Genomic DNA, 20039 nt, shown 5'->3' with positions numbered 1-20039 from the left:
ACTCGCTGTGATCTTGGTGCATCACCAATGGTGCGTCGCGAATCTGTTGCATCTCCAATGATGTTGCCAAGGCGTTGCAGCCACGCGCTTTCGAGAGCATCTAATTTGGGAGACGGCTATGACCGTCGGCTTCATTTCTGAGCTAGCTCAGCGGCTTGGACCCTCCAATTTTGAAGAGTCCAAGCGAACAATTCACTTGCTGGCTCCGGTGTCGCGGTCCCCGAGCCCCAACCACGTCAGAACCCCTTGGACTTCGGCGGTGTCAGTCAAGGCGCTGACTGATCCATTCCCATGTCGCCTTGCTGAGGTAGCCTTGGTACTCGCCACGGACAAGCTGGGATACAAAAATCCCGTCATTCTTATCGAGCTTCTGTTGAAGATCGGCAGATAGATCGTGAGCGCTCATATCCCCGGACACCCAGCGGACCGACTCCAGATCAGGATCTGCTACGTTCTGGTAGCGCTCCAGGTGCTTGAGGAACGCAGTCCTCTTTGCGTCGTAGTTGGCTTCTCGGTTCAAATTCCAGGTGACAACATAGACGGCCATTTCGATCCTTCGAGACTGACACCGAACGTGTCTCCGTGATCTTAGTAAGTGCGACATATACGGTTCCGATAAGATATATTTATCGGAACTCAGGCTATTTTTAATCCCTACTTTCAACCACTTATGAGCGACCTTCTTCCAGCTCTGACCACCGCGGCTCCTGCCAATCCGACTGTGGCGCAGCTCTCGCAGTCCTCGGCGGACGCGGTGCGCGAAGTCTTCGCCGAAGCGGCCTCGGCCAACACCACGCGCAGTTACGCCACCGCCTTGCGCTACTGGGCGGCCTGGTACCAAGGCCGCTACGGAGCGGTCATCGCCATGCCGGTCGACGCGTCTTGCGTGATCCAGTTCATCATCGATCATCTGGCCCGGCGCTCAGGCGATGCCCTGACCTGGGAGCTGCCGCCGACACTGGATGCGCTTTTGGTGGAAGGCAAATTCAAGCAGCGCCAAGGACCGCTCAAGCTGTCGACCATCGTCCACCGCGTTGCGGTGCTCTCCAGCGCCCATCAATTGCTCAAGCTGGCCAATCCCTGCGAAAGCAGCGAGGTTCGGCAGCTGCTGGCCAAGGGCCGTCGCGCCGCACATAAGCGCGGCGAGCGGCCGAGCAAGAAGACGGCGATCACTGCGACCGAATTGATGGCGATGATTGCGACCTGTGAGGACGATCTTGTTGGGAAACGTGATCGTGCCCTGCTCTACTTCGCCTTCGCCAGTGGTGGGCGCCGTCGGAGCGAGACGGCCCATGCCGTCTTGAGCAAGCTTGCGCCGATCGACGGCGGCTACCTCTACCACCTGGACGTCGGCAAAACGCTTCAGGAGGGCGTCAAAGCAGGCGGCTCGCCGGACAAGCCCTTGTTAGGTCCACCGGCCGAAGCGCTTCGCACCTGGATCGAAGCGGCTGGACTGCAGGAGGGTGCCCTCTTCCGCCAATTGACACGCGGGAAAGTTGGGGCCGGCTTGTCACCCAAGTCGGTGGCCACCATCATCCAGAATCGCGCCCGCGCTGCCGGATTGGTGGGGAGCTTTGGCGGTCACAGCCTACGATCGGGTTTCGTAACGGAAGGTGCTAGGCAAGGAATTGCCCTGCCAGCCATTATGGCAATGACCGATCACCGATCGGTGGTCAGTGTCATCGGCTACTATCAGGCCGGTGCGGCCGAAACGAATCCGGCGGCTCGAATGCTGGAAGCTGCCGCAAGGTCAAGTGCCGAGCGCCCCATAGGGCGGTATGGAGACACGACGAGCGCTGAGTCCTAGGCAATCGTGCGGTCAAACTAGTAGAAGTATCCTTTGATCGTCGCGGCTTCGCTGCGATCTATCACTGTCGGTCTCTGATGATCTCCCGTCGCAGTCGGCCCTCACGTCACGGAGATCGGGTGATCTGTGCCCGATGCTTGAGTCGGCCGTCTCCAGTAAATCGCGCGCGGCTACACCAAAGATCCTGCGATGCTTGGCGGTGCGAAAGGCAATGGCCACTCGACCCTGCCGTCCGATTTGCCGCTCTCGCATGGCAAGAAGAATCCCGTTTATGCGGTCATGGTCGAAGGTCCGGACGGCACCAGATTGCAAGCAGAAGCGGAGCTTCGTCTCGACCACTTTCGACCTGGCGGCTACAAACTGATTGCCTATCTCCCTAGACTCGATAAAGCTGATGTGCCCGTGATTAGCAAAGTCTGGAAGGTGTAAGTCGAGCCTCCGTTTCGGGCCGACAGCTGCCATGCTTCACCCCCGATAATTCCCCCTGCCCCCCCCCTTTGTTCCGTTGATGTCCGCCTGCGGCCACATGCGTCCGATCAGCTCCTACGGACAAATGTCAGCCATGGGCTGAACAGCCGTTCTCGCGTCCGTGCGAGTGACCGATGTGATCGACGACGGATATACTTCGATTCACAATGCCGCTCGATGCGGCGACGGCATACCCGCTGGTGCTCGACGCCCCCGGGTTATGCTGGAGCGGCTCCCTTTTCTCAGGTTCGCACCCACTACCCAATCCATATTTATGGCCTCGAAAGCGCCCAAAAATTCGCAGCCATCCGCTGCTACAGCTCCCGCAACGGCACCGGCGGAGGGCGAACGCCGAGCGCTTCGTGGATACGTCGGCCAGTACGAGCGCGCGGGCGCTGCCATCTATGCCGCGCTTGAGCGCGACGAGCTGCTTTGGATTGGCGTCGCTGACCGCAACGCGGGCATTGCGGACGACCTGGTACTAGGATTCGATGGATTGGTGGTCGGTCACCAGTTCAAGACGTCCAAGTTCCCAGGCACTTTCACTGTTGAGACGCTGTTTACTGGTGCCAATGGTCTCTTGAAGCCCCTAGTTCAAGCTTGGCAGTGCCTGTCCAAGGACAACCCAGGAAGTCGCGTCGAGATTCACTTGGTCGTCAACGACTTTCCATCGGTTACCGACAAGCCAGGCGACGGCAGGCTACGGCACAGCGCTGCATTTCTCGAGGAGTTCCAACAGCATCCAAATCGGTCGCTGTCGGATTGGTCCGCGCGAGGATGGAGCCGACTGATCGACCACCTGCGCCGCGAAGCCGGCTTAAATGATGACGACTTCGAACAGTTCATGCATGCCCTGCGCGTGGTGTGCGGAGCTGCAGCGAACTTCATCCAGTCGCACAAGCTGAATGCGGAGCAGGCGAGACAGGCATGCGAGATTGCCAGCGTGCTGCCCAAGCTAGTCGCCGATGAACGCGACAAGGACAGGTGGACGCGTGACGAGCTGCTTCATGAGCTTGGATGGCGCGATCCCGCCAAGACTTTGCTCATCCATCGGTTCCCGGTCGGCGCCTATGTCCAGCGCAATCGGGACACTGAGGTCAAGCTACTAGCAGCGCTTCATGCCTCCAATCACGGCTACGTCTCACTCATAGGACCACCTGGCTCCGGAAAATCCACTCTCCTGCAGGTTGCGCTGGCCACTGAAGCAAGTGTCCGGCTCGTTCGTTACTTAGCGTACGTGCCGGGCGCGGCTCAAGGCGTGGGTCGTGGGGAGGCCGACAACTTCCTGACCGACGTAGGTACGCAGCTGCGGAACAGCGGTTTAGTTGGGCTTCGTCTTCGCGATGACTCGCTATCTGAGCGCCGCGAACAGTTCGGCGTCCTGCTACGGCAGGCTGGTGAGCGCTTCACTCGCGAAGGGATCCGTACAATCATCGTTGTCGACGGGCTAGACCATGTGCCACGCGAAGAACGGCCGACCAATTCGTTTCTGGGAGAGCTGCCTCTTCCCGCGGCAATCCCAAATGGGGTCGTGTTCGTGCTCGGCACGCAACGGTTGGATCTCGCTAATCTGAAGCCCGCCGTAAGAGCGCAAGCGGAGAAGAGCGAGCGACAGGTTCTCATGGGGCCTCTCGGTCGCGAGGAACTCACCTGGATGGCGGATGCGCTAGGCTTGCCTGCCGAGATTCCAAGATTGGATCTCAGCAATCTCACGCATGGCCACCCGCTGGCAACGCGCTACTTGATTCAGGCACTGCTGCACGCTGACGAAGCTGGTCGCAAGCACCTTCTTAGCGGCGGGATGCCGTTCGACGGCGATATTGAGACTGTATATTCAGCTGCTTGGCGCGAGATCGCAAACGATGTCGATGCCATGGATGTGCTGGGCTTCATCGCTCGGGCTGAGGCACCCATGGACCTGCGACTGCTGGCCACGATGGTCAAGGAGTCCTCGATTGAACGCGCCCTGGTCATTGCGCAGCACCTGCTCCGCAGTTCATCCCGGGGATGGAGCGTCTTCCACAACAGCTTTAGGCTGTTCGTCATCGCTCAACCGCGAACCCGCCTCGGGAGCGTCGACGCTGAATACTCGCAGCGCGTATACCGCAACCTTGCCCAGTTGGCGAAGAGCGCGCCACCTGAATCGGCACAGTACTGGCTTGAGCTGCGCTACCGCGCGCGTGCCGGCGACGGTGCCGATGTACTGGCATTGGCGATGCCCGCTCGCTTCAGGCAGCAGCTGGCTGACGGGCGTTCTATCGCCGAGATTCACGCCGACATCCGCCTCGCCCTGCTGGCAGTGCGTGAAACGCACGACGCGACCGCCTTTACACGACTGCTGCTGTGTCGTGACGAAGTGGATCGGCGCAAATCAGCCCTTGAGTACGCCAACCAACTCCCGCTGGCTATGCTGGCGGTGGGGAACATTGAAGCAGCTGTCTCCCTCGTGCAGGACTTCCCCAGCCAGGGCTACGAGGTCGTCGACGCCCTACTAGCGCGAGGCGACTTCGACCGCGCGAAGGAGCTGTTTGAAAGCCTCGAACCACTATCGCAGCTCCATACGCCCAAGTTCAGAAACTACGGGCACCAGCACAACATCAAGGAATTCGAAAGATGGGCAATGCGCGCCGTCCACTTCCGAGACACCGAGCAGATCCAGATAGCGATTGATCATCTCGCCGCAGAGGGTCTAAGGGAGCCGGAAACGGTGGATCCGCAATCTGCCGTAGCGCTGCGGCTGCATCTTAGGAGGGAAGCCGCAAAGGCGATGCTAGGTCAGAAGGTTGGCTCCGATCCTCAAGAACTATGTAGCAAGCTCGGAGTAGCCAACGAAGATAAGCCGTCGGTGATGGTTCACGCAGGGCTTGCGGCCAGTCGACGTGGCGACGTTGGGCAAGCGCTTGCGCTGTTTGATAGTGCCGTCGCTCTTCCCCGGTTCGGGGAGGTACCAAACGGCTACCGTCAACGGATGGCGCTGATCGCATTCGAAGCTGGCCGTCGTGACCTAGCCGAGGCCCTGTTCGACAAGCTGGTCGCACCGATGATCTCCATGTGCGACGACAAGACGGACCTGGCTGGGCTGGGCAATCTGGTCGGCGCAGTGATGCATCACGCGAGGCTTTGCACGCTGCTCAAGAGGCCACTGCCAAGCGTGACACCGTCGAAGCACACCTTCCTTCATCCACTCCAACAGCACGCTTCGACGATAGGTGTGCTTCTAGCTCGCGCTGCCGGCGTCAACGGGTCCTTATCGGCAGGCGGCATCCAAGGCATAGCCCGCACGTCCCTTGGGTATGTCCTACGTCTCGCATCAGAAGGCGGCAGCGAGTCATACCGTATCCAGCAGTCTTTGAAAGCGATCCCCACGCTCGTGCAAGCGCTGCTGAGGCTCGGCGCCGAGCGCGGTGAGACTGAGTATCGCGCGGTACTTCGGGAGGTTGACTCAGCCATCGCTTCATCGGCGTCGAAGGGAACTGCTTACCTGCGACGCAGATTGGCTGTCGATGCATATCGCGTTGACGGTGATCGTGCGGCGGCGGCGGATCGGCTTAATGCCCTCGTGGCGGAGCTTAAAGAAAGTACACCAAGCGAGCAGATCGACGGGCTAGCGAATCTAGCCATCGGGTTGGCTGCGGTCGGGGAGTTAGAGCGGGCGAATCAGTTGCTGGCGACGGTTCCTGAGCAATGCCTTGGCTATGCCTTGGCTCCCAAGAAAGACCCGCAGTACGCGATCTGGCGAAACACTCTAGCTCTCGCGAACGCGGCTGACCCGGAAAACCGTGTCAAGCGGGTCTCAGACCTGATGCGTCAGGTCGGTGGCATGACCAAAACGGAAGGGTCGTCGGCCGCGCGTCGCCTTACCATGGCACTGATTAAGGAAGCGATGCAGGTTGGACCTCGCTTCGGCTTCGAGGTGTCAAAGACACTGGCGGATTGGCATCTAATCGGCTGGCCGAATCGTGTCGACCTGCTCATGACGGGGATGGTCAGGCGAAACCCTGAACTCGTCTTGGCATGCGCGACCGTCTGGTGCGGTCTCTGCCTGCCATTCTATATGGAACCGCACTACCGGGATCCGTCCCATGTTGGTGACTTCATCGACGCCTCCGCGGACGCAGCCGGCCCTGACCAGATTGAACCGCTCGCTCTGATGCTGCTTGGGGCGGTCGAGGTAGCCAGCAGAGCGCACGAGAGAATCACGCTGCTCCAGCGCATTCACAAGGCTTCCGGAAAGCATGGATTCTCGTCGCCTGAGCTCGAAGCCGCCATCGCCCGGTGGACGCCAGAAGCGCCGGAGCCTCGACACTCGTATACGTCTAACAAGTACGCCTCGGAAGCTACTCTCGCGGATCTTGAACTCGCGTTTGAAGCAGATAGCGACGAGCTGAACCACAACGCCCCGGACCGTTTCGAAGAGCTGGCAGACACAGCTCCGATTCATCTGGCGCGAAGGGTCTTTGAGCGCTGGCAGGTATTGCAGGACAACGCACGCTGCCGTTTCCTGATGGTGAAGCGGTTTGCTGCAGCCGATGAGGTCGATTACGCCAAGAAGCTTATGCAAGGCTACGAGACAAGCAACGACCCCTGGAGTTCCTGGAGCCAAGGGATGGGTGGCGGCAAGTTCTTCTACTTTAAGGCGAAGAAGCTTCTGCACGGATCATCCACATGCCCTGCGGCCTTCGAGAACATAGTCGATTCAGTGACAACGGGCCAGGAGAATACCCAGGCACTGCTCACAGAGCTGGATTCGATACTGCCGGTCATCAGCTTGACGCCAGATTGGCCGGCTATCTGGTCGCTGATTGAGGAGCAGATGACCTGCACTCGCGAGTTCCAGTTGGGGCGACCCTTCCAGTCGAGCGAGCTACCACTCAGCGACACGGACCTTTTGGAGGAGTTGCTGCACTTTGCCTATCGACTTCCCATTGCAGAGGTTCAGCGGCACGCGCGCAATTGCGCCCTGAGCTTGGCAAGGCAAGTCGGACAGGGTCAATCTTTGTTCACATCCCTTATCCGGCGACTTATGGACGGTGACTTGGACGCCCCCTTGCAGGCACTCGGAACGCTGCTCGCTGCCGACAGCGCGAACCTCGAGCCCGTATTGGGCCGCGCCGTAGCTGCAATGGTCAGTCACCGTGACATTGCAGTAGCCGAGTCAGCCACGCTCTTGTCGCATCGGTGGGGGCTGGCTGTCTCTTTTGACGCGACGCCACTGCCGCTCTTCTATCTCCTCGAATTCAGTGACCTGCCAGAGAGCGACCAGGCATTCACGGACGAGAGAACTGGTGCAATGCGCGTCGAATCGCCGCTTGGCTGGACTCGTATGTTGCGCTCGACGGCACGTCACATTGCAAAGGCGGCAGACATCGAGGAGATGACAGTTCGCCGTCGCGCGGCGATGTTCATCCAGGATTGGGGTGGACTTGAGGCCTTCGGGCCCTCTGGTGTCAAAGAGCTTGAGGCTCAGCTTCGTGTCCTTGATATGCAGATCACTTACATGAAGCCACACGCCTACATCGCCATTGCTGCCCTTCGCCACGTCGCAGGGGAGCTGCGCCTGGCCGGCAAGTTGGAGAGCCGGGACAGTCCGATGCTGTTGGAGAGATTGGGCTACCCGCTTCCGCCTCGGCCATTGATGCTCCCGCGAGTTCGTCCCGAGTGGATTCGAAGGCCGCTGATTGACCGAAGTGCCGGTTGGTCCGAGCGAGAGCAGAAGTGGATTGACGAGGTTGACGGCGATGTTGCCCCTTTCCTGGCGCACTGCGACGGCCAAGTCGTGGCCGAGGTGTCTCGCTTCCATATCCACAAGGCACGACTGTCAGAGCACCGCTTCTACCGCTTTAGAGCACCTTGGGCAGAGACTGATAGTGAAGAGTTCGACGATTGTTACGCCAAGCTGCCCATCGCTGTTTGGCTAGGCCAGTACGTCCCACTCGACAATGATCTGGCACCAACGCTGGTAAGGCGAGTTGTCTGCTCCGTGGACATGGGCTTTGACACAGCGGCCAATCCGTTTGCATTATGCCCAAACTGGGTTGAGGGGCTTCGCTGGCGCGCTCATGACGAGACACCGAGCGTATTCTTCGATGCGAGCGGAACGGTGGTCGCAGAGCTTCACTGGTGGCGTGACGCTGGCCCGGTTGGAATCGATGCGGATTCTCTGTGGGGCGAGGGTTGCTACCTCGTTGTGACGCCGGCTGGCCTGGAACAACTCACCGCCGCTTATGGGAAAGAGTCCTTAGCCGTTAATGTGTTCGCAAGCAGGCATATAGAGCAGCCGAGTAATTGCGGGCAAACTCTCCTAAGAACGGCGAAGGGCGGATACTCGGTCTAAGGCCATCCATACTCCGCTTCGATCCTAGACGCTAAACTACAGGCTGTTATCGCTGACGCAGCCCTTCTGGCGTAAGAACTGGAACGACCGCTATGCGTCGGAAGCAGCCATTGCCCTACCACGATAGACACCCCGAATCCATGTTTGGCCTTGAGCCTGCTTCGGTCCATCGCTGTTGGAGCCAAGGCTGAACCTAAAGCCCATCCTTCCTGGGCGCATCGGATAAATCGGGAGAGACTTCAATATCTTCTAGCCGGTCACTCCCAGGATTCGCGCGGAGCCTGGAAAAGAGGCAGAGTCGAATCTTGGCGCTAGTCGAAGTGACACCATTGGTCCAGATCTCTCCTAGATCTTTGAGCGCAGCCTGCACCCACGCTGCCCCGCTGCCCGTTGAGGTAGCCGGCCTGCATACGCCCACGGCCCAGCAGATCCGACTGGGCCATGTTAGGCGTCACAACCTGGAGCGGCTCACCTGGCGATGCCAGCTGGCCCCATATCGGCTGGACCACGCAAAGCGCCGTCTGTCACCACAGGGATACGCCGAAGAACAGCGTTCATCCGGCGGTTCTTCGGCGACCTGCTACCAAGGACTTACTGGGTCCCAAGCTGCTTGAGTGACAGTCCCGCCTGAGTTGCCGCCCTGTTGCTGTTCGGCCACAGCTGATTGTGCCCGCGTAGAACCAATCAGTGTGCACAGGGTCCTTTCATCTATGTACATCGAATTCACAATGAGCCAACAGGACCGAGTATCTATGCGGGGCGCAACACCAAGATGACTAGCCGGCTCCATCTCACCCATACGCATCATTCAAAGCGCTGTTCCCGTCGACTGTGATCTTCCGCCTCCCTCTGTCGCTCTCTTCGCACTGTGAGCTCGATCCGTTCAAGCCTCTCCGCCACAAGATTCCTAACTTCGGCCAATGGATGCTCCAGCAGCTCAGCAAAAGCTTTGGCCCGAATTTCTATGATGTCAGCCAACGAGCTAGACCAACTCATGGGCTGGATTCCGGCAAACATCACATCGACGATGCATTGCTTGTCCACTGCGGCTTCCAGCAAGCCTTTGATGGACGCACTGAGGACAACGCGTTTGGGATGTTCTAGTGGTATATCGGTTGCCTCTACAGTTGAGTAGGCGCAGGTCGCTGCGGCAACACCCACGATCCGATCTTGATCACCTCGACACCAGGTAATCAACCGATCCACCGGCATACTATTGAGTGACGGCGAAGCACCTCCGAAACGACACTTGAAAACGCGATCAATCAAACGACGCTCCCTATCGTCGCCCGTGAAGATCTCTCCAAGGACAATCTCCGGGAAGTTGCGGAATAGCGTTGTCATGAGGACTTCGAAATCAGAGCTGCGAATTCTAAGATCATCCAACCCTTCGCAAAGCAACCTCACGATCTCCTCGACTTCCTGTTCTGGAGCAGACTCAGATAGGCACTGCTGGGCGATCCGCTTGGTCCCTCGGATGCGATTCAATTCAGTCTGTCCGCGCTTCCCCCCGAGTAGAGCGCGAATGGCGTCGCGCCCTGTCGAAAGGAGATCTTCACTCGGCACGTAGTTTCCGCCCCTCCCCGCGAAGAATCGCATTTCTAGCACACTAAGCGTGGTGTAGAAGCCATCATGGCGCTGGTTCAATATGGTGAACAGTTCCGCGAGCTCGCTGTCGGTAAGGGACTCGTGCATGCGGCCATAGGCAAGCTGTCCAAACCGCCACGCTTCGAACTCTTCCCCTCGAGCCAACTCAATCAGCATATTGAACCCCCATGGGCCAATCTTGATGGCGCTGAGCAGGTAGATGAAGAAGGTCCGCAACAAGGGATGATCTAGCACCCGCTCCAACATCACCATGGCCAAGCGGGGGTCGATATCGTTTGCAGCGCTGATATAGCCTTGAAGCACCTGTGGATTGAGCTTCGCAGGCGCCTGCAGTTGCACCAGGCTCAAAAGACGCTCATAAGTGGCAATTAGGTCGACGCTGCCTTGCGCCAGCCCAATGCCGAAAGGATGCAGTGCATCGAACTCGCCCGACCAAAGCCCTGGACCCAATCGCTCTAAGCAACCTAGCTCTGCTGCGGCCATCTCACCAAGAGAGATGACCTTCTCTTTGATCATCTCGTCACTGAAGGCTACTTGCCCCCCCCTACTCTCGATGTGATCCCAAGTATTGGACAGCACATAGGCCTCGATCTCAGAATAGAGGTCGGATGGTGCCGCAACGCGCGAAAGTGACTCCAGCCGAGCCAGTAGATCAGGATGAGCTGAGTCGCCATCGAAGCCAAGCGTCTTCTTTACCGAGACCCACATCTGCGGCCATTCCCCTTTCGAAGCATGACTTCTGACTATCTCCTCGAGATCATCAAAACAGCCCGCAAACGTCCATAGTTCCCGGAAATGACCTGCCAGAAGTGAGCGCGCCCAGTCGCGAAGAGTCAAGTCATCACATGTCAGCACCGGTCGCAGCAAGTTCAAGAAGCCGATATACCACTCGAGCTCTTCGGCACGCGTTCGCGGCTGCCAGCCAGCATCACGTCTACGTGCACCGAAGTCGAACGCAGAGAAAGACGTCCAGTGCGTCGCTTCGAACGCAGCATGGAACAGCTCGGCTGCGATCTCGCGATGCCTCTCGGTGCCCGACTCGAGTAGCTTGCTGACAAACGCACACCGCCGTTCTGGTCGCGCCAGCGTACCTGACAGGTGCAACGAGAACAGATGCCGCATCTGTCCAACTATGCTGTCCCTGTTCTCACCTGACTTCTCGCCCTCGGAGAACTTCAGCATGACCGTCGCAGCACGATCAAACTTATCGTCGTCGTAAGCTAGCTGGTGCAGCAGGCGCACGAACAACCTGAAGTTTCGGTTCTCGCGCGAGGCAAAGCCTGGCTTGGTTGCGGCGTTCTCGATCAGCTGCAGCACGGTCTCCGGGAATACCGGCGCTATGTATAGCAATGCAGACAGCGTGCCTTCGTTACACGATCCAATATCATGCAGCGGTCCGCCGGGGCTCACCCAACTATTTGCCATCCGAACCGCAGGCTCGAAATCGTGCAGGTATCCCAGTCGATGCGCACATGAGACGAAAAGTCGGAGGTTCTCTGGCTTTAGCAGCTCGGCATTGATTGCATCGACAGGGATGTTCTCCAGCGCACGCTTCGCCAAACGATTGGCAAGTGCATGAGGAAGAACTGCTCTCCACTCACCACGACTCTGCGCGAGCTGACGACGCATCAACTCAGCCTGAGCCCGATGCAGACCACGACGATCGAGGCCAACGATGGCACTTAGGACGCCAAGCTCATCATTGAACTCGGACGAGGAGACATTGAAGGAATAGACGAGCGATAGCGCTTCAGCGCATTCCAGAAGTTCATTGGACGCTCCTTTTCGTTGACTGAACAACCTATGGAAAAGGTCCTCGTCGGAGAAGTTTGTCAACGTCTCATCTGCATCTACCCGGCTGGCCAGCGCGATCGCGATGCGCGAATTGCCGCCGGAAAATTCGGCGATTTTGCCCGCGTTCAACTTCCCGATGTCTGGGTGCCGCCGCTGGATCAGCATCGAGACCGTCTCCTCGCTGCACGGCTCGAGGTGGATCACTTCGGTTTCCTCAGGACGATCGTCCGAGATGTCGTACTCGATTGTCAGAAGGCTGAGCATCGCGCTACTTGCGGAGACCTGCTTCTGCAACTGCCGATGCACGTCTGGCGGGCAGTTGTCCAGCACCAATTGAACCGCATGATCGTTAGCAACGATGTATGAAACTAGCTCGGATGCCGTCGGTGTCAAGTTCTCACCCAGGTCGGCGTAGATTGCGCTAGCTGGTGACAAGGCCTCCTCACCAACGTTCGCCTCAAACAGGGCCTGCGCGAATCGCGTCTTCCCCACTCCGGAGAGGCCGGTGATGCGCACCGCACTACCGCGGCGGCGCAACCGTTCTCGAGCTAGATGTATACCCTCAGAAACAGGCATAGGAGTCTTTGCGCTCGAGTTCGCGTCAATCACGCAGGGGTGGTCATCAACAAGGAATGCGTCGTTCTGGGCTGGGGGAGTAGCTGCCCACCTCCCGAAAGGCCTCCAGCCGGACAAGGGGCGGCCGAGGCGCGCACGAACCCACAGCGCAACGCTTGGATGCCGCCGTAGCCAAGTCGCCAATCGATCTCGACCATAAAAGTCAACGCGCAGAGACGCTTTTCCAGGAAGGGTCTCCGCGACCGCCTCCATCGCCCGCACTCGACTCGCCAACATGCTGTCTGAACAATCGTCCTTGCCACTAACGATAATGTAGGCACCATTTCGATCGGCAAGATCTGCAAGTACGAGCTTTGGGGTGCCACCCTCCAACATCTCGTCCCTGCATGCCGCCGCACCCATAGCATGCTTCTTGACCTGGAAACCGCAGATCCCACGAGGAACAAAGCCGTCGTTGGACGGCAAGTCCATAGCCTCAATACGGACATCCAAACCGCCATCAGGTGCCTCCTGCGCACCTCCCCACATAACGCTCTTCGGCCGACGCCCCTGCTGGATTACCTCCGCTTCGCAAAGACGGGCAACCAATTCACGCAGATCGCCAGCACTGAGCGCTGTGATATCTACAGCATCAAGTTCAAAAAATCTCATGATTCCCTTCCCGCAATGATCGGGGCACGCGCATCAAGGCATTAAAGACGGCGCAAAGCAATTTGTCGCCTAGGTCAGACTGCCCAGAATTCTAGGAGCCTGGAAACTGTGGAAGGAGAACCTCCTGCTCCAGCGTCCCCGGATGCGTTTCCACATGAATGGCCAAGTCATTCCACCCGATGGATCGACAAGTTCGAGATATTGCGCTAGACACCGATTCAGCCGTTGGCTTGAGAGCGTAACCGAGACCAATGAGCTCCCTGGGATCCATCAACCACGGCTTCAGGGTGAACCCCGCCTCGGCGGCAGATCCTGCGATGACGGCGCCAATTCTCATCCCCCCCTCATCCAAGTCGCCGAAATGAAACGCCTGAGTTGTCTGGCAAGGAAGTGATTTCAAGATCAGCATGTAGACCTGTCTCCAGGATGGGGACGGCATACCACCGGTATAGAGCAGCACGAGGCCGACTTGATCAGATGCAGCTTCAGCAAACTCATGGAATGTCTGTCGATTCTCTATGGTGAGAACACGCCAACTCAACACGGCTGGATTCGGCACGAATCCAGTGATGTGGGCAGGAGCGAAGCCGAGATATGGATGAACCACTCCCACCACCGTAGTCGACGTAACAACCGTAAGCGGACCTGAGATCAGTACGGGCAATGGTTCCTTGTGCAGGCCTATGGCCGAGAAGACCTCGCTACTATCAAGTCCAGATGGTGCAATAGAGTTGAACCAAAGCAAATCGATCCATTTCACGATGCCCTCCACTCGCTTGCTGTCACCAAACATCATGGCCGAAACCCGGCGCAACAGTTCGTCCCTGACGACACCTCGCCTTGCTGAAATGAGTCTGATTGCATCCAGTATTTGCGCTACAGAAGCATCGGTAGCCTCTTGCCCGCGAACCTTATGGCCCAGCGACCAGCGCTCAATGACCTCGGTCAGTACGGGGAAAAGGCCGGTGTGAGTGTCCAGCATGGAACGGGCCTCTGATACGGAATCACGACGAAGTCGTGCGCCCAAGAAGTTCGCCAGCTTTGCGAGGTTCAGTACGGCAACGCCCGCAACATCTAGAGGCGGCTGCACCATCACCTTGGCCTTGATTTCGATGGCTCCAGAGCGCTCAGCCAGTTCAAGTTCGGAACGAAACGCTCTTGCATCCTCGATGCTGCGCAGGCTGAAGAACTCTGGGCATGATGACTCCGTCAGCCTGAGAGCTATTCGCTCATCCTTGCCACGACTCACTGCATTCTGGGAGCGATTGAAAATTGACGTAAGGAAGGCCCGGGCTATAGTCATGCAACGACCCCTTCCCCATGGGGCATTCGACTTGCTTCAACACGCTTGAGCTCCTCCTCGAAAAGCTCGGGATGCTTGCGCCAGTTATCGGAATCCAGAATTACATGACCATCGTCATCAATGCGTACGTGTTTGATGGAGATAAGATCGTCGTCACGGTACATCTCGATGTAGGTATCCACCGATTCGTTGATCTTACCCAAGGCATCGTCCGGTGCCGCGACGATGGGCTGAAGGCCCAATGCCTTCAGGTACTCAAAGACGGCACGGGTATTCACTGAGTCAATCTTGTCACCCAACTCATCGAAAATTATCAGCGACATGCCGCCTTGATCACCGCGCAACTTTCCCAATGCGCGCGCCATCGACGCTGCAGCAACGATGAAAAGAGGCGCGCGGTGCTCGCCCCCGGAACCCTTGTCCATGCGCTTTGAGAAGTCGGTCACCGTCACACCATTGCTGCGAACGTCAATCTCGAAGTTGAAGAAATTGCGATAGTCCTCCAGAAGCCTGTTGGCCTCTGCATCCTTTCCCTCAAGCATCGCCCTGAACTCAGGAGGAGCATCCACCTGTCCAGAGAAGATATCCCCCTCCGGTCCCGCACCAGCCACCTTCAGTATGAATTTGTACAGCGACTCATGATCTTTATTGAGATTGGTGACGAAGTGATACTTCTCGTTGTTCGAGAATGGCGGCAAGCGCTCCATCGTACTGTTCAGCTCATTGAGCGTGCTGCGCATGCTGGCGAAGTGGTCGCTCAGGCGGGCGGCGATCTGCACCTTGAACGTTTGCTCTGCCGCTTCTGCAGCTTCCGCGGAAAGCACTTGGTAGTGATGGAGCTCGGATTCCTCTAGCCGTTGCTTCTCCTGAGCCATCGTCTCGCACATGGCACCCAAGTCGCCCACCGCGATATCCATCTGCGGATCGAATTGGTTTGCGTATGTAGACATGTCACTTGCCAAGGCCTGCACCTGGGAAGACAGCTGATTGCCACTTCTAACCGTAGCGTCACTAATCTTCGCCACAATCGTATGCAGCGATAGGCCGGAACCATCAAACTCATCGCGTTTTGTTTCGAACCACTCATCACCCACGTATTCATTGCGGCGACTGAGAGCCGCCTTTGAGCAGATTCCGTTGGTTCTATCCGCAAGCTCGTCTAGCCGTCTCTGTGCTTGCCGGAAAGCCTCACCATGAGTTCCGACGTCTCTGCTGCTTTCTTCCAGCTTCGACTGTGCTGCCAGGGCAGCTCGCCTTGCCTCTGTGATGAGCAGCTGACGAGCAAGGAGATCAGGTGCGCTTGCGATCTCTTGCATCGCCGCCTTTGCATCAAGCGCGGATTGCTCCTGAATGTGCGAGTTCAGCCATCTTTCAATGTCCTGGATACGTCCTTCAAGTCCCACCAACTTCTCAAGGGCTTCAACCAACTGGCGCGACCGGTTCGCCTCCTGCTCGCATTCGGCTGCGTTCTGCCCCAAAGTGCTGCGCTGCTGCCGAAGCACCGCCAGGCGATGGCTCGCATCTTGGCGTCCCAACACCAGTTCCGTTGCAGACAAGGGGCGTCGACGGCCGAAATCAGCACGTCCAGCCTGCTCGCCAGTACGGGTGAAGCCCTCTGGGCTATCCGTGGTGACGCGCTCCAATCGCTCCAGCCGGCCGAGTCGAAGACGGATATAGTCCACCGCCACTTGATTGTCACCCGCGATCAGGTGCGCGAGACCCATTGGCGGAACCACACCCATATCCGCCTTCGACTTCACCGGGTTCACCAACAGTACTGAATCCGGCTTTGTATCCCACGGAATCTTGTTGAAAACGGACAAGGCATCCTCAAACTTGCCGCTACGGACAACCAGGGCAGTGCGCGAACGACCAAGGAATCCCTCGATTACGGGTGCCCAGTCGGCATCTGTGACTGTAACCAAATCGCAGACGGGCGTGCACAGAAGTCCTTTGTCTCCAAGTATGTTCACAACTGCTTGGACGGCCGGCGGGAGTTCCGCTTTGCCTTCCTGGATGCGTTTGATCTGCTCGTTAGCGATCCTAAGTTCATTTCCAAGCTTGGACAGCCTCTGCTCGTCATGGTCTAGCTGACGCCGTGCCGACTGGATGATCGGAGCAACCCGCATGCTGGACTCGCGCAATGCTGCCGAGGCCTGCGAAACGTCAAGCACAAGCGCATCGGATACGGATGTACTGGAAACCGCATCAAGAAGCTCAACCCACGGCATCGCCAGATGCTGCCAGCCTCCGAGATCGGGTTTCACGCGGTTGGCCTTCTCGAAGCCCGCCACCACCTCGCGAATGGCCTGGGCCACGTTGGTTTTGATAGGTCTAAGTGATCTCTCTCGTTCGCTGGCCAGGTCACGGGCGGCACTGATCGCCGGATCTGCTGCTGATTGAAGCTCTAGTTCGATGTACACGCCGTTGAGTCGATCATGCTCCGCCTTGGCGCTGTCGACTGCATTCTGCGCTGCCTGATGCCTGTCCCGCGCTTCATGCAGCGTAGTTTGTGCCGCATCAACAGCATCCATGTGTTGTTCACGCTCATAGTCATCCAACAGCGCCCTATAGGTCGCTGCGTGCATCCGAGTCTGAGTAGCCTTATGACCGGCTGCGATCAAGCTTTTGACGTTCTCAAGCCTGTCCAGTGTTTCCAGAACCTTGGCTTGAAGCGAGCGCAGATTGTCGAGCTGGGAGCGGAAGTTCTTGAGCTCGATAGGATAGGCATCGACAATGTAATTTCGAACAAAGCTGCTGGTGTCAGGAACTTTCTGCAGATTAAGCGCATTCTTCATCGCTCGCCGAAAAGCTCTCGGGTCGATGCTGCCCCCTCCTTTGGGGCGCAAGGCGAACAACATTGCTTCAACCTGCTTCTCCGCCGACGGAGGCACTGCGAGCCTACCATTCACGCGACTGACTGCGTCCTCCATCAGCTTATTGAACGTTCCCCAGGCCAACGGCAAAAGTTCCGCCTCGGCGTTCGCTTCAAGATGATCATCTAACGCGAGCGCAACCCCTTGGACCACATAGCGCCCGTAGACGTGCAGCTTTGGGTCGCCCACTGACGCGCCCAGGGCCAGGCCAACCGAAACCGGCGGCAATTCGCCCTCAGTGTCGCGAAACACCATGGTCAAATAGGACGTCGCATTCTCACGAATATGCTCGTCACCGCGATAGTAGCCGAGGCAGTATTCGCGCACTGAACGCCCTCGAGTGCCTGATACCCCCCCTGACTGCGCATTGAGATCGATTTGATTCTGATCCCCTCCGTACAAGACGATCTGCATCGCATCCAGAATCGCAGATTTTCCAGATCCGTTAGGCGCCACAATGCCTGTTGCAGGGCTAAAGCTCAGGGTTTCGGCACGGAATAGGAAAAACTGTACCAAGTGAAATTTCTCAAGCAGATACATCGCCATCCTCCGTGACTTCATTCATTGCGTCGAAAGTAGCCGCATCCCCCTCACCTGCCACTTCCTTACGGAAGGATTCCAGATGGCTCAAGTATTCCTTCCGCAGCAGATCTCCGATCGCGGGATGGATGCGAACCTTCGCGAGCTGATTCCGTACATCGTCCTTGTCCTCAAAGGCAGCAATCCCCCAGCGCTTGAACTTGGTCATCAAAGAGCGGAAGTCCCCAGGCGAGGGAAAGTCCCTGCCCGTTTCCTTCTCGTAGTGCTCTTGCAAGTCAGGCAAATCGACGAAAGTTTCGCCATTTGGCTCTTCGCGCCCCTCGAAACGGACGCGATGATGAACGCCGGCGAGCACCAACAGCAGCAGGGTTTCGTCCTTGCTGGCTCGCTGTTGGGTCAGTACGTGCACGGGCCGCGCCACGATGTACTGGTAGTTGGTGTCGTGCAACAGCTCGATGCCAAGGGGACGAACTGCCTGCTCAAAGTCATTGATATTTCGGCTGACAATGCCGTAATCCTTCCGGGTCGCCCGGTCAGAGGCGGACAAGACCTGATGGGTTACTAGCCGATAGGCCGCCTGCTCGTAGTCCTGCTCTTCGTACATAGTGTCGCGGCTAAGCGCCTTTTCCCAGTGGCGTGCCATGTCATTTCACCTTGGTGATGTAGAAGTCCGGCATGTCCAAATACGGCCCGGCAATTCGTTCATCACCGGCGCTTTGGAAGCGATATCCAGGTAGTCGCTTTGAAATTCCTTCATGGTGCTTCTTTCCGAGGCCTGTCATTGCTTCCTGTGCGTAGGTGGACAGCGTCTGCACCATTCGAAATTGCTTGATACCGGTGATGGGAAGCTGAGACGCCCGGATCTGCCTACCTCCTCCCATGACACCCTGCAAGTACACCCTCACCTCTGTTGGCATGGCGGTACGCGCATCACGCGCACGCCTGTGCAGGTTCATCCGCGCCTCCTGCTCGGCTGTCATCTGCCGCGGAGAATCCGCGGTCCTGGGAATGGGCGGACGGGCGATGCGTGGTTGAAACAGGAGTTCACCGGAAAGCAATGCTCCGGGCCCAACGGGCATGGAGGCGTCGAAGTTCTCCGCAGCATTGACTCCGGCGATAGCCTTTTTGATCCGTCTCTCGAGCTGGCCCGGCGCGCGAAGCTGGTACTCGATCATGGCCAGCATGCGACGCTCGATATGGCGCTGATCCTGGCCCAAGCGATCGAAGTAGTCTTGCAGACGATAGACATTGCTCAATCGCCTGATCGCCTTCTCATAGACAGCCTCAGCCGTGCCTTTATCACCTTTGTAGCGTCGCTCGGCCAACCACACGATGATCCGTTCCCGATGATCCCCGTAATGGATTTCCTGAGTTAGGCTCAACACCTGCGCCTTTCGTGCGAGGGGGTGATCGGCGCCAGCCAAGTCCGCATAGTCAGCCATGACGTGCTTGGAAATGTAGTCTTCAAACAACCGACGGATAGCCGCCCCGGGGGTCGCGGACTTGAATATCTCGCGCTGCAGGGTACGCACGTTCAGACTCATGGCGGCAATCCCGGACAGAAGCGCATGGGCGCTGTCGCCGGCGTTTACGAAGTCGTCACCGTAGACATTGCTTGCAGGATCAAGCACCCGACGTAATGTGTCTTCAATGGAACGCATCTTCGCGCCCACCATCGCCGGCGTGTCTTCTGTGAAGACCTGCAAGGTGGCAAGGAAACGGCTTACCTCAGCAGTCATGGACAGAGTGCGCGTGAGTCCCACCTGCTCTTCTTCGAACCAGCCATTCTCCGTGAGATGGCTCAAGTACATGTTGGCGCGAATGTTGAGCGGAGTGAGCTGGCCTACCCCCTCTTCTGCCTGCCAAGCGTCATCGTGTTCGAGGTAGTTCTCGATGAACTGCGTCAACTGCCGCCGTTCCCAGCCGGTCGCCGGGGGAACCTCAGCCTCTGGCCCGAAGAATTCTTCGTACAGACCCAAGAGCAGCCGCCAGTAGTTCTCCCGATTTGCCGAGGCCAATGGGCGAAAGAGTTGCGATGGCAGTACCTCAAACAGAGAGCTGGACACTGTGCAACTCCACAGA

General features: G+C 57.9%; 9 protein-coding genes. 3 read left to right on the top strand and 6 right to left on the bottom strand.

The genetic code is table 11. The annotated features are described in order from the left end of the window. Positions 1–262 precede the first annotated feature (262 nt). A complete protein-coding gene (locus tag ACZK3J_RS11370; RefSeq protein WP_017354460.1) occupies positions 263–547 on the bottom strand; it encodes a hypothetical protein in 285 nt (94 codons plus the stop codon). Between the two features lie 123 nt (positions 548–670). On the opposite strand from ACZK3J_RS11370, the gene ACZK3J_RS11365 reads away from it, so the two are divergent. From ACZK3J_RS11365 to ACZK3J_RS11355, 3 genes are all read left to right on the top strand, one after another. Next, entirely contained in the window at positions 671–1807 is a 1137-nt protein-coding gene (locus ACZK3J_RS11365) for a site-specific integrase (RefSeq protein ID WP_017354461.1), read from the top strand. 189 nt (positions 1808–1996) lie between these two features. Then, positions 1997–2236 (top strand): hypothetical protein, encoded by a 240-nt coding sequence (locus ACZK3J_RS11360; protein ID WP_146027648.1) that lies wholly within the window; start codon positions 1997–1999, stop codon positions 2234–2236. A gap of 166 nt (positions 2237–2402) precedes the next feature. Continuing rightward, a complete protein-coding gene (locus tag ACZK3J_RS11355; RefSeq protein ID WP_197656301.1) occupies positions 2403–8609 on the top strand; it encodes a DEAD/DEAH box helicase family protein in 6207 nt (2068 codons plus the stop codon). 804 nt (positions 8610–9413) lie between these two features. Here ACZK3J_RS11355 and ACZK3J_RS11350 read toward each other — a convergent pair. The 5 genes from ACZK3J_RS11350 to ACZK3J_RS11330 form a co-directional block, all read right to left on the bottom strand. Beyond that, positions 9414–13238 carry a hypothetical protein gene (locus ACZK3J_RS11350; RefSeq protein ID WP_051008550.1) on the bottom strand — a complete coding sequence of 1275 codons (3825 nt, stop codon included), beginning with the start codon at positions 13236–13238 and terminating at the stop codon, positions 9414–9416. Positions 13239–13329: 91 nt separating this feature from the next. Continuing rightward, positions 13330–14541, bottom strand: a complete 1212-nt coding sequence (locus tag ACZK3J_RS11345; RefSeq protein ID WP_017354465.1) for a Wadjet anti-phage system protein JetD domain-containing protein — start codon at positions 14539–14541, stop codon at positions 13330–13332. Further along, entirely contained in the window at positions 14538–17957 is a 3420-nt protein-coding gene (locus ACZK3J_RS11340; protein WP_158704768.1) for an SbcC/MukB-like Walker B domain-containing protein, read from the bottom strand. The genes ACZK3J_RS11345 and ACZK3J_RS11340 overlap by 4 nt, the downstream gene beginning before the upstream one ends. After that, positions 17944–18600, bottom strand: a complete 657-nt coding sequence (locus ACZK3J_RS11335; RefSeq protein ID WP_017354467.1) for a DUF4194 domain-containing protein — start codon at positions 18598–18600, stop codon at positions 17944–17946. Before ACZK3J_RS11335 ends, ACZK3J_RS11340 begins: the two co-directional genes overlap by 14 nt. A 1-nt stretch (position 18601) precedes the next feature. Beyond that, positions 18602–20023 carry a Wadjet anti-phage system protein JetA family protein gene (locus ACZK3J_RS11330; RefSeq protein ID WP_478476951.1) on the bottom strand — a complete coding sequence of 474 codons (1422 nt, stop codon included), beginning with the start codon at positions 20021–20023 and terminating at the stop codon, positions 18602–18604. Positions 20024–20039 lie beyond the last annotated feature (16 nt).

It is taken from the genome of Stenotrophomonas sp. 86428_Sma (genome assembly GCF_056481585.1).
Note: the sequence above shows the minus strand (reverse complement) of the source record. Positions and strands in the feature narration are given on the sequence as shown.